Raw genomic sequence first — 14,855 nt, 5'->3', positions numbered from 1 at the left:
GGTTTATATTTTAGTGATGCATATAATTACTAGGACCATTGGTTCCTTCAATTGATTCAGGGAGTATTCCATATTTGGAGCGTAAATTAACTGTCCCAAGGGTTTTTCCGGTCGCAATTTCAATAACACTAATGGTGCCGGAATTTAAGTTAGGAATATCAAGCAGGTTATTTTGTACTGCTACCACTTCTTTTCCTTTTTTAGTTTTAAAGAAAACCATGTGATGAGCTCCTTTATCTGCGGTAAGGGTTTTTAAAAGTTTTAGATTGGGAAGATTACTGATGTCAAAGACCAAAACTTTTCCAGGATCTGCAAAACTTACATAGAGTCTGTTGTTATCATCAATATACATTTCGAGCGTCCAGCCTAATCCTTGGGTACTTCCATCAAATATTTTGGTAAAAGCATCATATTTCTTAGTGGCAGCATTGTATGGAGCAATCCAGATATCACCTCCAAGCATTGTTGTAGCAAGGGCATATTGTGGAAATTTTCCACGAAGCAATAAAACTTCGACTGGGCTGGATAAATCCGTTGGTGAATCTGCAACCTGATAGGTTTCTTTTAATTCATAAGTATTCAGATCTATTAAGGTACAGGTATTTCCAAAACCACTGGTAAGATCAGGGTGAATGGTAGAGGTAACCATCATGAGCCCTTTTTCTTCATTCACAGAAATGCCATGCGGATACATAATAAACTTGTTGGGATTGTCCTGAATTGGAGCTTTGATGGTTTTGATAAGCTGATTATTATTAGCATTAAAAACCCCTACGCTTCCATCTTTTAAGCCTCCAGCTCCACCCATAAAGGTCATAAAGAATCTTCCGTCATTGGTGAAGAATAAATTTTCTCCCACTGTATTCTCTCCAGTATCAATAGGTGTTGCACTTACTAATTTGGGCTGTCCTATTTTATCTTTTTCTGCTTTTATTTCATAAAGATAACTGCCCCCCAAAGCCGTTGTATACAATTTATTTTTGTTCTGATTATAATAAAGATGATGAGGCAGAACACCAACGCCTAACTCAAGTTTATTACTAATATTTCCAAAATCGGGAGCTTCAGGATCAAGCTCTATCACCGCTATACCATCGGATTGGCCTGTCAAGCTTCTATAATCAATAAAAAAAGCAGTGTCGTGTGGAATCTCTGGATGATTTTCATGTTGACAATTAGAAAATATCATCAGGATAATGATAAATAGGGGAACTTGGTTAAATTTCAATTTCATGATTTTCAGTTATTTAGTTATTCGTGTTATAAATATAACACAATTTCAATAAAAAAAACTAAAAATATTACACATTTATGTGAATTTTGTAAATATTAATTCCAAAACGTTCTTTTCAACTGTTATTTCTAAATAAGCATCATTAAAATTACATATCCTTTCAAAAAAATAAGCAGGAAACTGCTTCCTGCTTATCATTTATACTTGTTACTTAATTGTATAATCTTAATCGATTGTTTTACTTGAGTCTGTGAGCAAAGTGTTTAAAGATTTCAGCTCATCCTCTGTTAAATCTCTCCATTTTCCGATTGGGAGATCAAGTTTGATATTCATGATACGAATTCTTTTCAGTTTTTTTACTTCATAGCCAAGGTATTCACACATTCTACGGATTTGTCTGTTTAATCCTTGGGTAAGAATAATTCTGAAATTCATATCATCAATCTTTTCCACCTCACATTTTTTAGTCACAGTATCCAGGATAGGAACTCCATTTCTCATTTTTTCAAGAAATCTCGGATTAAGGGGCTTATCTACTCTTACAATATACTCTTTTTCATGATTGTTTCTTGCACGCAGGATTTTATTTACAATATCTCCATCACTGGTTAAAAGAATAAGACCTTCACTGGGCTTATCCAGCCTTCCAATCGGGAAAATTCTTTTGGGGTGATTGATATAGTCTACGATATTATTCTTTTCACGTTTTGTATCTGTAGTACATACAATTCCTACTGGTTTATTAAAAGCAATATAAACTGGTTTTTCCTGTGGTTCTCTGATAGGTTTTCCGTCTACTTCCACGAGATCATCATCGGAAACTTTGGTTCCCAATTCGGGAATCTTTCCGTTAATCTTTATCCTTCCTTCTTCCAACAACTTATCTGCTGCTCTTCTTGAACAGTAACCTACTTCTGATAAATATTTATTAATACGTGTCTTTTCCATTAGTTTCTACCATAATTGGTATCATTTTTCATTCGCTAAAAATCTAAAATCGTTACTTAAAAACTGATCTGTAGCATCTTCAATTTTATACTCTCCGATTTTTGTTCTTCTCAATTGTGTCAAATAAGCACCTACACCTAATTCCTGGCCGATATCATGGGCCAAACTTCTGATATAAGTACCTTTTGAACATCCAACGGTAAAACTTATCAAAGGAAAATCTATTTTTATATCATTGAGATAATGAATCGTTGTTTTTCTGGATTTCATTTCTACTTCCTCTCCTGCTCTAGCCAGATTATAGGCTCTTTCACCATCAATCTTTATGGCAGAATACACCGGTGGTTTTTGTTCAATTTCCCCAACGAATTTTTCCAAAACTTCTTTTACCTGCTCCTCTGTGATATGGACTATATCCTGATGAAGAATTTCCGGTTTTTCAGTATCGTAGGATTCTGTTTGAACTCCTATTTTGATCTCTGTCCAGTATTCTTTAGGTGCGTCCTGAATTTCAGGAATCTTTTTGGTGAATTTTCCGCAACAAACAATGAGAAGTCCAGTCGCTCTTGGGTCCAGGGTTCCTGCATGTCCGATTTTAAATTTTTTAGGAAGGTCAAATTCCCTTTTCAATTTATATTTCATTTTATTAACAGCCTGGAAGGAAGTCCAGTCCAAAGGCTTATCTAATAAAAATATGTATCCTGATTTCAGTTCTTCCGCCGTCATGAATGGATGATGAATATTTTTTATTTAAAGAAATAGAAATAGATTAATAAAGCAATTCCTACGAAAATCCGGTACCATCCCCAAGGTTTGAAACCATATTTGTTAAGTACTCCAATGAAGGCTTTGATGGCGATAAGCGCTACAATGAAAGCCACAACGTTCCCAATTACAAAGATCATAATGTGATCCTGTGAGGCCATAATCATTTCATATCCTTTCTGAGGATTAGCTGTTTCCTTTCCCCATGTTTTTACAAAAACAGAATACACCGTTACGGCTAACATGGTAGGTACAGCAAGGAAGAAAGAGAATTCTGCAGCAGCTTTTCTGGTAAGCCCCTGTGTCATACCACCAATAATGGAAGCAGCACTACGGCTGGTTCCCGGCATCATAGCCAGACATTGCCAGAACCCTATGGTAATTGCTTTTTTTATAGTAATCCCCTTCTCATCATCAATCGTAGGATTTTTAAACCATTTATCTGCAAATAATAAAACAACACCTCCTAAAACCAATACAGAAGAAATAGCAATCTGATTTCCCAGAACGGCTTCAATTTTATCATCGAATAAATACCCCAACACCAATGCAGGAACTACGGCAAATGCCAGCTTAAAGTAAAACTGAATATTTTTCAAGTCAAAAAACTTCTTCCAATAAGCCACTACAACTGATAAGATAGCCCCAAACTGAATGGATACCTGAAACATTTTTAGAAATTCATCCTCAGGCATTCCCAATAAACTAGCAGTGAATCCCATGTGCGCTGTAGATGAGATAGGAAGATACTCCGTTAATCCCTCTACGATGGCAATAATAATCGCTTTAATTATATCCATAATTCTTTTACAAAAATTAAAAAATTAAGAGATTGAGATATTTAAAGTATGGGACTTTAAATACCTTAATCTCTTAATCTCAAAATATAAATTTTATTTATTTTCTTTTTAAAATAGCGTAGATTTCTATTACAAAACCTATCACAACAAATAACGGAGCGATTCTGATCCTTCTTATGGAAAAGATATCATCATTCCATGAATTGGGATCAAGCTTACCGTCTACGGTATTGGCATCAGGCCCCATCATCAACAGAAATCCAACCACAATAAATGCCAGCCCGATCAGCATCCATTTAAAGTTCTGCTGTCCGAAATAGAACGTGTTTTCCTGTGGTGCTTCTGCTTCACTTCCGAAGTTTGAAGCAGAAAATTTATTTGTTTTTTTGCTCATTTTTAAGAGTAATATAAATCGTCAACGTTTGATTTTAAGAATCTCCATGTTGCAAAAATAGTACTTAAGACAGAAATAAAAATTCCTACTCCCAACACCAAGATTACTAACCAGAAATACTGATTGTTGTCCTGTACAAAAGCTGATCCGATCTGGCTTGTGAAATAATACCAAACCCCTCCCAGGGCAAGAAGCCCGATTAAAGAACCTATGGCACCTAAAACAATTGCTTCAATGATAAAAGGCTTAAGAATAAATCTTCTTTTTGCTCCTACCAGCTGCATGGTTTTAATAATAAATCTCTTGGAGAAAATTTTCAGACGGATGGAGTTGTTGATTAACACTACAGCCAATACAAGGAACAGTAATGAAAATCCGAAAATCCATTTTAAGATTCTGCTCAGGTTGTTGTAAACATCTACCATCAAAGTACTGTCATTCTTCACATCAATGATGCCAGGAACTGATTTTATTACCTTGATTGCCTCATCAATTTTCGCAGGATCTACGTATTCAGGTTTTAAAGCAACTTCAATAGATGATGGGAAGATATTTTCTTCAAACAATGCATCACTATCAATTCCCATACTTTTCTTAGCTTCCTTAGCGGCCATGCTTCTTGAAATATAGGTTGCTTTTTTTACAGGAGCTAATGTCTGTACCTTTTTAAAAGTTTCTTCTTCCAGTTTTGCAATTTTCACAGAATCTTTAGCGTCATAATTTTCATCAAAGTAGGCGTTCACCACCAACTGTTCTTTGATATAGTCAGAATATTTCTGGGCATTAATTAAAATAAGCCCCATTAAACCTAACAAAAATAACACTAAGGCAATACTTATCACTACTGTAATATTGCTGGACCGAAGCCTTTTCTTATTAAACTCATCTACAGATTTAGCCATTAATATTAAAATTTTTGGCTAAAATAGAAAAAATCTTCCGAAATTTGGGAACGAAAAAGAGAAAATCACTGTTAATAAAATCATAAAAAACATTGAGTGTAAAAGCAAAAAAGCATCTTGGTCAACATTTTTTGACGGATGAAAACATCGCAAGGAAAATTGTAGAAGGTCTTAGTTTTGAGAGCTATAATAACATTATGGAGGTAGGTCCCGGAATGGGAGTTCTTACCAAATATCTTCTTGAAAAAGATCATCACATTTACCTTGCCGAAATTGATACGGAATCTATAGAATACCTGAAAAACAACTATTCTAAGGTTACGGAAAATACTTTTGTAGGAGATTTCCTGAAACAGGATTTTAATTTTATTAAAGATGAACAGATTGCTATTATCGGAAATTTTCCGTATAATATTTCATCTCAGATATTATTCAAGATTGTAGACCATTATGAGTTGATTCCTGAAATGGTAGGGATGTTCCAGAAGGAAGTGGCTGAAAGAACTGCTGCCGTTCCAAGGACTAAAGATTATGGTATTCTGTCTGTTCTTATTCAGGCTTACTATGATGTATCCTATATGTTTACGGTACATGAAAACGTCTTCAATCCGCCACCAAAAGTAAAATCCGGCGTTATCCGTCTTACAAGAAACCCTAAAGAAGGTTTAGCCGGAAATGAGGTTCTTTTTAAGCAGATTGTAAAGACCGGCTTCAACCAAAGAAGAAAAAAGCTATCCAATGCTTTGAAAACTTTAAATATTCCTGAAGTTTTAAAAGGCCATGAGTTTTTAGATAAAAGAGCGGAAGAACTTAGTGTATCTGATTTTATTCACTTCGCCAATCTTTGGAAAGAAAACCAATAAGGTGTACATCACAAAAAGTTCTTCATAAAAGAAGCTTTATCGGTATTTGTATAAAAAGAAAGCCTTTCAGATGAAAGGCTTTCTTTTATATATTATTCTCTGTTTTTCAACATGATCCAGCCGGACCAATTCATCTGAGTTTTAGATTTAGGATAATCATAGGTAAATTTATACCAATAGGTTGCAGAAGGTAATCTTTTGCCAGCTAGAGTTCCGTCCCAAACTGGGGTATCTTTTGTAAATCTGAACATCTCTACTCCATATCTGTCATAGATAGAACCTGTAAAGTTTTTGAACTGTCCTAAAGACTTCAGATCCAGCACATCATTGATTCCATCATTATTAGGAGTAATAAAATTGCTGATCTGTAACGTAAAGAAGTCAAAAGTTCCTATACAGTGGGTTCCTACTCTTCTCACCAGGATGGTATAATTGGTATTATCTAAAAGTCCTGTAAATACATTAGATTCCTGCCATGTAATTCCGTTATCAATAGAATATTCAAGACTGCTTGGCATATTATTCATTGGAGGGTTTACTGCAGAAACCGTCAGTGTCTTTTTAGATGTCTGATAATCTATTCCGATGACATAAGGAATGGCAGCTCCCATTACCTGAGCAGAGAAGATTTTTTTACAGTATCCGTTATCAATCTCAACGGTATAAATTCCCCATTTCTCTACATCTATCTTTTGTGTAGTAGCTCCTGTACTCCATTTGTATTTATAATTTTTTCCTGCACCTGCATCCAGGGTTACAAGGTCTCCATCACATATTTCAACGTCTTTTAAAGGGCTTTTAATTTCAGGAACCACTTCAATTCTTATGGTTGCAGGATTAAGAGATTTACATCCTTTTGCGCCTATTGCATATACAGTAAATACAGTAGTCTGATGTAGTGTAACCGTCTGTATATTACCTGTTCCAGAGAAATTATCCCAAAGATAGGTATCTCCTCCTTCAGCCGTAAGCGTTACACTTTCTCCCGGACATATTTGTATAGCTGATGTTTTCAATTTGGCAACAGGAGTTTCTTCTTTAAATAATTTCAATTCAACTATTTTTCTACAGAAACCTCCATTTGAAACAACTACATATAATATCTGGCCATCAGTACCATTATAGTTCAGAATATTTTGGATATAATTGTTATTTTCAGCCAAAGCATCAGCCTGATTTTCATAAAATTTAAATACAGCTCCCGGCGTTGGGCTGATAGTGGGTTTAATGGTACTTAGATCAAATGTTGTAATATCCGGTGTACTACAAAGCAATAATGTGGCATCATGTGCAACAGGTGTTGTTCCTCCATGAATTTCAATGGAAGCTTTACCCGGACAAGGGTTTCCGGGAACACTTACTTCAATAGTATAGGTTCCGGGCTGTGTAGCAGTAACAACATTGGTTGTAGCGTTAGGAATCAAAGTTCCGTTATAATACCATTGGTATAATAAGTTTGGATCATTTACAGAAGCGGTAAGCACCTGAGGTACGTTATCACAAACATTAATGTCACTTGGTAATTTTGTTCCACCAGGGCCTAGAAGGTCTACCCCTATATTAAAGGAACCTCCTTCCAAAAATACTGCAGAATCGAAACTATGGTCAAGATAATCTGCAATAACCATTTTAAAATGATATTCCTGACCTGCTACTACATCAGCAATGGCCGTAAGAGGAACTGTTCTTCCGTTAAAATTGGTAACAACACTAGGGTTATTATATCCTCCAAAATACTGTTCATTAACAGCCCCGCAAGTAGTTCCGATTGCCGGGTGAATATTGGTAATACTTACTGGTCCAGCTCCTCCCGGTAATACAGCCATATTCGTATAAGGGCCTCCAGATGTAGGTTTCAATAATATAATAAATGCATCCGCATATTTACAGGGAAATGTTCCTGTATATTCTTCAGATGCAATTAAATAATTAAATTTAATTTGAGAAGTTGTAGGAACAAAATCGAATTCCAAAAGTACTGCGTCATTTAAATCATCTGCAGCTACTCCAATAACCTGTGCCAGATCACTATCTGTACCACCTCCATTGGTATCACTATTACTGGATTCAAAGCCATTACCTGCCTTTCTTGCATAGCCTGTAGAAAGCACAATCCCGTCTTTAAAAGGAAAATTAGTTGTTGCCTTATGGAAATATCCCCAGGCTCTATCAGCTTCTCCTACAGCATGATTAGGGGTAATTTTCACATTGGTTACATTCGGAGTAATACAAGTATTGGTTCCTGATGAAATCAATACGTCTTTTACCAATTTTTCTATCGTAAAATTGGATTCCGGATATCCCGGAGCATTCACATCAATAAAAGCTCCTGCCTTTTTAGCCTGGGCAGACGCTTGTTTTTTTATGACTTGTCTGGGTTGTTGGTTTTGAGATAAATAAAAATTTGAGATAAATAAAAAAAACAAACAAAGCGGTAGGTATCTTATCATAATATTTTTGTTTCAACAAATTTAATTTTTTTTTAAATATACAATACACATATTTATGTTTTTTATAAAAAAACTGTAACATTTCAACCAACAAAATACAATTAAAAGCAATATAGCCATTTTTAACAAAATGATAATTCAAATTCAAAATATAATTTATAAAATTCACTACTATTCGAAAATCATATTAAAAACACCATCAATATTTAAGACAATAAATAGCAAAACCCTCCAATAATGAAGGGTTCTGCTATTTATATTAAATTATTTTAGTTTCTGTTTTTTAATAAAATCCAACCTGAACGCTGCTCTAATTTCTTATTTGCAGGGTTTTCCCACTGAACCCTATACCAGTAAGTCCCTGTAGGCAAATTGATTCCTTTTAAAGACCCTCGCCAAATAACATCTCCTTTTGTCGCCTTAAAAACCTCCGCTCCATACCTATCAAAAATAGAAGCTGCAAAATCTTTATACCCACTAATTCCGCTAAAATCTATAGTATCATTTTTTCCATCCATATTAGGAGTAATAGCATTACTGAGTACAAAAGTGAAATAATCTATTGAAGTTCCACATTTTGCATTTTTCACTCTAACCATTAAATGATACATTGTATTATCCAATACCCCATTAAATACATTTGAATCTTGCCAGGTTACTCCATTATTTATAGAATATTCCAAAGTTCCTCCTGTTGGATTACTTGCTGTAAGTGTCAGTATATTCTTATTATATACAACATTGATAATTTCAGGCAGATCAGGATTAATAAGCTGCGCCGTAAAGACTTTAGAACATACTCCATTGCTGATGGTTACAGAATAAGTTCCGGCAATTTTGGTAGTAATTGTCTGTGTAGTAGCTCCTGTACTCCACAGGTACGTATAATTAAGCCCAGCTCCAGCATCAAGAATTCCATCATCTCCTGCACATACATATACATTTTCCAATGTAGAAACAATGGCTGGAACTACTTCAATTTTGATCTTAGCAGGAGCGAGAGAGCTACATCCGTTTCCACCTAATGCAAATACAGAATATTCTGTAGTAACCGTAGGTGTTACTACCTGCGTATCTCCGTTTCCGGTAAGCCCTACCCAATTATAGGTAATTCCCCCTGTAGCGGTAAGAGTAACGGATTCACCGGCACATATTTTCACTTTATCCGCCGTAACCCCTGCTATCGGGGGTCCTACCTGAACTGTAACGTTTACAGGTGCAGAAGCACACCCATTAGCTCCAACAGCAGTTACGCTATATACCGTAGTGCTTGTAGGAGACACGGTTTGTGTATTTCCGGTACCTGTAAGACCATTCCCCCAGATATAGGTAGCTCCGCCAGATGCAGTTAGGGTTACCGATTCACCTTCACAAATACGGGATTGTGATGAAACCAAGGTTGCCACTGGCGCTACTTTATCCTGAGTTACTGTTACTGTTGAAGTATATGGACAACTCAAATTTCCCGGCTGGAATAGATTTTTAACAGTTAATGTATAGGTACCTCCTGCACTTACTACAGGTGTAAGAGTATTCCCCCCCGACACTATACTTCCCCCAACTGTGGTCCATGTAATAGTAGATCCTGCTGGTACTACAGAAGCAGATGCATTAAGTGTAATTTGAGGCGTTGTACAAGTAATAGTCTGCGGTGCAGCTATTGTTAAAGTTATTTCTGCAGTTCTCAGTAATTGTAAAGAAACTACATAACTACATCCCCCATTACTAACCCTTACATAGACTGTCTGGTTTGCAGAAGTAGGTGAATATGTTGTAGGGGCCGCAATAGAATTACCATTACCGGCATTAGCATCGTTTTGGTCCACATAATAGGTAAATGTAACCCCTGTAGCCGTAGTAATCTGCCCTTCTGATTCTTTAAGATTATAAATTAGTCCCGGAAGATAACACTTATGCAGAATAGCATTTTGCGCTGTAAATGGCTCTGACACTTCAATAGTGATAGTTGCCGGTGTAGCAGAAGCACATCCATTAGCTCCAATAGCCGTTACAGTATATGTTGTAGTAACTGTAGGTGATACGGTTTGTGTATTTCCATTTCCAGGAAGACCTCCACCCCAATTATAAGTAGCTCCTCCTGAAGCTGTAAGGGTTATTGATTCTCCTTTACAAATTTTCAGTTTAAGAGCTGTAAGCGATGGGTTAGGTGGTGCACTGTTTCCTGTCACCGTTACTGTTTCCATTGCTGTACAAGTAATACTTCCAGGCTGGTACACCTGTGATATTGTCAATGTATAGGTTCCTGGTGCATTAATTACAGGGTTAAGAGTATTTCCACCTGAAACAATAAATCCCCCTGTTGTAGTCCAGTTAAATGTTGCCCCTGCAGGGTAAACTGAAGCTGAAGCATCCAGTGTAATCTGAGAATTGGCACAAGTTAATACTGCGGGAGGTACAATAGATGCTGTCATTTGGGGAGCCTTTACCAGAGCCAGTTCAGCTACTTTGGCACAGAAACCATTTCTGACTCTTACATATACCTTCCCCCCTGCACTTTGATAAGCAGTAGGATTAGGAATTGTATTGGTGTTTCCCGCATCGGCATCGGCCTGTGTTGTATAATAACTAAAAACCGCACCTGCCGTTGTACTTATGGCTGGCTGCGCTGTTGGTAAATTAAATGTAGGATTTCCCGCAACATAACAGGCGGTTAATGTAGCATTCTGCACTGTAGGAGAAGTTCCTCCTACAACAGTAATGCTTGCTTCTCCCGGACAGGAACTTCCTTGTATATACACTTTAACAGTATATACACCAGGCTGCGTAGCCGTATAACTGGCATTGGTTGCTCCGGAAATAGAATTATTATTTAAAAACCATTGATAGGTTACATTAGGCACCTGAACGGAAGCAGTGAAAGTTTGTGGAGTATTATCACACATATTCACAGAGCTTGGAAGCTTCACTCCGCCAGGACCAAGAATATTTACCCCTAAATCAAACGATCCCGCATCTAAAAATACGGCTGAATCATAGTTAGGATCCTGAAAATCGGCTAAAACCATTTTAAAATGATAGGTTTGTCCGGGAACTACGGTTGCTTTTGCCGTTAAAGGAATGGTGCGACCTTCAAAATTAGTTTCAATCTTAGGATTACTATTTGTGCCCCCGTAATAAGCTTCATTTTTAGGCAAACAATTAGGATACCCCGGACGAATATTCGTTACACTCACCGGCCCTGCCCCACCTGGAAGCACTGCCAAATTGGTATAGGTAGGATCTCCAACTTTCTTCAAGAACAAAGCAAAACCGTCTGTAATATTACATGGGAAATTATCCTGATATTCTTTTGAAGCAAATAAATATTTAAAAGTAATTTCAGAGGAAATGGCTACAAAATCAAACTCTATATAGGTGGCATTCTTCAGTTTATCAGGTGGAATACCTAAAGCACCCGCCAGGTCATCATCTCCTCCTGTTCCCAGATCATCATTAAGGTCTGCAACTGGAAAATTCCCAGCATTTTTAGCAAACCCCGTAGAAAGAACAATCCCTTTACTGAATGGAAAATTTGTAGTTGCTTTATTAAAATATCCCCAGCTTCTGTTCTGATTAGATGGAGGCAAATTCGGATACACTACCACATTGCTTACATTATTACTGGCACATCCCCCGCCTGAGATAAGGACATCCTTTACAAGCTGAGTAATACTGTAAGAAGACTCAGGATAATTGGAAGTGTTTATATCTATAAAAGTTCCAGCTTTAGCAGCGGCACCATTATTTTTTGGGAGCCCACTTTTTTTCACCACTCTGTCTTGAGCAAAAATAAAGCTTCCTATAAATACAAAAAATAACACTAAAAATAAACTTCCTTTCCTCCTATTTAACATTTTATATTATTTTAAACAAAAATACTATTTTTTTTGATTGAAATTCAATTTAACATTATTTACATTATTACTAATTCAAATTTATTTATCGTAGAATATCAACTTTATTTATTTTAATCTCATAAAAAAAGACTGACAAAACAGTCAGTCTTTCAATTATCATTTTAAATTATTCTATATTTTTAAGCAGGATCCAACCTGTTTTCACAGTTAGCAATTTGCTCGCAGGGTCTTCAAAGGTAACCTGGTACCAATATGATGAAGATGGCAATCGTTTACCTTGGAAGTAACCATCCCAATACGGCCTTACTTTCTCCGCCTTGAACACTTCTTTTCCGTAACGGTCAAAAATTTTACCACTGAAATCCTTATATCCGATTATTCCTCTGAAATCAATAAGATCATTAATATTATCACCATTCGGAGTAATTACATTTTTCATCACAAAAGTAAAGTATTCAATAAAGCCTACACAGCTTGTATTCTTCACTCTAACACGAATGGAAATGATTTCATTTTTAGGCACATTTGCAAATATATTGGAAGCCTGCCATGTAAGTCCGTTATCTACAGAATATTCCAATATCCCATTACTAGGGTTACTTGCCGTAAGAATCATTGTTCCTCTATCATTATAATTAATATTAATAATTTGAGGGACCACAGCTTTTATAACCTGCGTTTTAAATTCTTTAGAACAAACTCCATTATTGATGGTTACTGTATATTCTCCCGGTTTATTTACTGAAATAGACTGTGCTGTTTCACCTGTATTCCATTCGTAGGTATATCCCGGACCAGAACCTGCATCTAAAACAATTCTGTCTCCTTCACAAATATGACCACCCTTTAACACAGAAACAATGGCTGGCACCACCTCTACAGTAACTTCTGCCGGCTTTGCAGATTTACATCCCTGAGCTCCGATAGCATATACAGAATAGGTTGTTGTTTTGGTTGGACTCACGGTTCTTGTTCCATCTGTAACAGAAGCGGTATCTTTCCATTCATAGGTTACCCCACCTGTTGCTGTCATTAATACAGATTCTCCTAAACATATCTTCAGTTTTGCAACATTAAGACCGGCAGTAGGAGTTGCTTCCTTATTCAGAGTAAGCGTTGCCATTCTACTACAAAATCCGCCATTAGTTACAAGAACATGTAACACCTGGCCATCTGTTCCGTCGTAAGTGGTTATATTTTTAATATAGCTATTATTTTGAGCCTGTGCATCTGACAGAGTCGTATAAAAACGGGTTACCGCTCCCGGTGTTGTCGTTATCATAGGGATTGCAGTCTCTAGATTAAAAGTAGTAACAGTAGGGGTTGTACAAAGCTTAAGAACAGCATTTTGTACTGTGGGGCTTGTTCCTCCTATAACGGTAATTTTAGCTTCTCCCGGACACTGGCTTCCAGGGACCATTACTTTTATGGAATACACTCCCGGCTCAGTGGTAACATAAGCAACATTGGTTGCTCCTGGAATTAAAACTCCATCTTTATACCACTGGAAAGTCATTCCCGGAACCAATTCCAACTGAGCTTTTAATGTCTTAGGAGCATTATCACACATATTGATAGTAGGTGGAAGGTTTGCCCCGGTTTCATCTACAATTTTAACCCCGATATCAAATGATCCTCCTTCCAGGAAAACAGCAGAATCCAGGCTATGATCTTTAGCATCTGCGATTACCATTTTGAAATGATAAGTTTCTCCAGGAATTACAGTCGCAATAGCAGTCAAAGGAATAGTTCTTCCAGCATAATTGATTCCTAAGTGAGGGGTATTAATCCCTCCAAAATAAGCCTCATTAATAGGACCACAAGAGAAGTTAGGTCCTGCTGGAACAATATTCGTAGCACTCACCGGCCCGGCACCTCCAGGTAGAACTGCTAAATTAGTATAAGTAGGATCACCTACTTTTTTCAGCAAAAGTGCAAATGCATCCGAGAAACCTGTACATGGATAACCTCCGGAATATTCCTCAGAAGCAAATATATAATTGAATCTTACCTGAGTAGAATTAGGAACAAAGTCGAATTCAAGCGCTACGGCATCTTTCAATTCTACCGTGGCATTAGTAGCAGCCACAAGATCAGGATCACTTCCTGAACCAGGCTCTTTACTCATATCATCATTAAAGCTATTTCCTGCATCTTTTGCATAACCGGTAGTTAATACAATTCCATCCTTAAAAGGAAAATTTGCAGTTCCTCTGTTAAAATACCCCCAAAATCTATTGTCATCAAATATGGTATGATTAGGAGATACTGTAACATTGGTAATATTTGCTGTTGTACAGGTACTTCCCCCATTAATCAGAATATCTTTTACCAGCTGTTCCGGGAAATAACCTGTTGCTGGATAAGGCGCAACATTCACATCTATAAAATTTCCGGCTTTCAAACTTGCCCCTGTAGGTTTTATTTTTGCAGGCTTTCTGCTAGGACCAACCTGTGAGAATACTGAAGCAGAAGTTAGTAAAAAAGCCAAAAGAAAAAAGTAGTGTTTAAATCTATAATGCAACATTTTATTTTGATTTTGTTCAAATGTAGCAAAAATAACAATATCAAATCAGCATTTCACCTACATATCGTCCACTTTTTAGCAAAAATTCACAATAAATATATTTTATTTTTAAACT

The 14,855-nt window shown here is 36.6% G+C and carries 10 protein-coding genes; 1 reads left to right on the top strand and 9 read right to left on the bottom strand.

What is annotated here, in order from left to right; genetic code table 11:
• Positions 1–10: 10 nt before the first annotated feature.
• The 6 genes from CHSO_RS08445 to CHSO_RS08420 form a co-directional block, all read right to left on the bottom strand.
• A complete protein-coding gene (locus tag CHSO_RS08445) occupies positions 11–1,234 on the bottom strand; it encodes a YncE family protein (RefSeq protein ID WP_052480536.1) in 1,224 nt (407 codons plus the stop codon).
• 225 nt (positions 1,235–1,459) lie between these two features.
• Positions 1,460–2,182, bottom strand: coding sequence for a 23S rRNA pseudouridine(2604) synthase RluF (rluF, locus tag CHSO_RS08440; protein WP_045494868.1), 723 nt, complete (start codon positions 2,180–2,182; stop codon positions 1,460–1,462).
• A gap of 21 nt (positions 2,183–2,203) precedes the next feature.
• Entirely contained in the window at positions 2,204–2,908 is a 705-nt protein-coding gene (gene truB, locus CHSO_RS08435) for a tRNA pseudouridine(55) synthase TruB (protein ID WP_045494866.1), read from the bottom strand.
• Positions 2,909–2,928: 20 nt separating this feature from the next.
• The gene (locus tag CHSO_RS08430; RefSeq protein WP_045494864.1) at positions 2,929–3,747 is read right to left on the bottom strand and encodes an undecaprenyl-diphosphate phosphatase; all 819 of its coding nucleotides are present in this window, start codon (positions 3,745–3,747) and stop codon (positions 2,929–2,931) included.
• Positions 3,748–3,844: 97 nt separating this feature from the next.
• Entirely contained in the window at positions 3,845–4,141 is a 297-nt protein-coding gene (locus CHSO_RS08425) for a DUF3098 domain-containing protein (protein WP_045494862.1), read from the bottom strand.
• A gap of 2 nt (positions 4,142–4,143) precedes the next feature.
• Positions 4,144–5,043, bottom strand: coding sequence for a cell division protein FtsX (locus CHSO_RS08420; protein ID WP_045494860.1), 900 nt, complete (start codon positions 5,041–5,043; stop codon positions 4,144–4,146).
• Positions 5,044–5,135: 92 nt separating this feature from the next.
• On the opposite strand from CHSO_RS08420, the gene rsmA reads away from it, so the two are divergent.
• Entirely contained in the window at positions 5,136–5,906 is a 771-nt protein-coding gene (rsmA, locus tag CHSO_RS08415; RefSeq protein WP_045494856.1) for a 16S rRNA (adenine(1518)-N(6)/adenine(1519)-N(6))-dimethyltransferase RsmA, read from the top strand.
• A gap of 92 nt (positions 5,907–5,998) precedes the next feature.
• On the opposite strand, the gene CHSO_RS08410 is transcribed toward rsmA, so the two are convergent.
• The 3 genes from CHSO_RS08410 to CHSO_RS08400 all read right to left on the bottom strand — a co-directional run bounded on the left by CHSO_RS08410 (position 5,999) and on the right by CHSO_RS08400 (position 14,704).
• A complete protein-coding gene (locus tag CHSO_RS08410) occupies positions 5,999–8,356 on the bottom strand; it encodes a T9SS C-terminal target domain-containing protein (RefSeq protein ID WP_045494854.1) in 2,358 nt (785 codons plus the stop codon).
• A 269-nt stretch (positions 8,357–8,625) separates the two neighbouring features.
• Positions 8,626–12,210, bottom strand: coding sequence for a T9SS C-terminal target domain-containing protein (locus CHSO_RS08405; protein WP_045494851.1), 3,585 nt, complete (start codon positions 12,208–12,210; stop codon positions 8,626–8,628).
• A gap of 169 nt (positions 12,211–12,379) precedes the next feature.
• The gene (locus CHSO_RS08400; protein WP_232509167.1) at positions 12,380–14,704 is read right to left on the bottom strand and encodes a choice-of-anchor L domain-containing protein; all 2,325 of its coding nucleotides are present in this window, start codon (positions 14,702–14,704) and stop codon (positions 12,380–12,382) included.
• Between the last annotated feature and the right edge of the window lie 151 nt (positions 14,705–14,855).

Source organism: Chryseobacterium sp. StRB126 (assembly GCF_000829375.1).
Lineage (GTDB): Bacteria > Bacteroidota > Bacteroidia > Flavobacteriales > Weeksellaceae > Chryseobacterium.
This window is presented reverse-complemented; position numbering and strand designations above follow the sequence as displayed.

What these genes read in the sequence shown, in the direction of transcription:
- CHSO_RS08420 (WP_045494860.1), bottom strand. Translation starts at nt 5,043, where the DNA reads ATGGCTAAATCTGTAGATGAGTTTAATAAGAAAAGGCTTCGGTCCAGC.
- CHSO_RS08425 (WP_045494862.1), bottom strand. Translation starts at nt 4,141, where the DNA reads ATGAGCAAAAAAACAAATAAATTTTCTGCTTCAAACTTCGGAAGTGAA.
- truB (WP_045494866.1), bottom strand. Translation starts at nt 2,908, where the DNA reads ATGACGGCGGAAGAACTGAAATCAGGATACATATTTTTATTAGATAAG.
- rluF (WP_045494868.1), bottom strand. Translation starts at nt 2,182, where the DNA reads ATGGAAAAGACACGTATTAATAAATATTTATCAGAAGTAGGTTACTGT.
- CHSO_RS08430 (WP_045494864.1), bottom strand. Translation starts at nt 3,747, where the DNA reads ATGGATATAATTAAAGCGATTATTATTGCCATCGTAGAGGGATTAACG.
- CHSO_RS08410 (WP_045494854.1), bottom strand. Translation starts at nt 8,356, where the DNA reads ATGATAAGATACCTACCGCTTTGTTTGTTTTTTTTATTTATCTCAAAT.
- CHSO_RS08405 (WP_045494851.1), bottom strand. Translation starts at nt 12,210, where the DNA reads ATGTTAAATAGGAGGAAAGGAAGTTTATTTTTAGTGTTATTTTTTGTA.
- CHSO_RS08445 (WP_052480536.1), bottom strand. Translation starts at nt 1,234, where the DNA reads ATGAAATTGAAATTTAACCAAGTTCCCCTATTTATCATTATCCTGATG.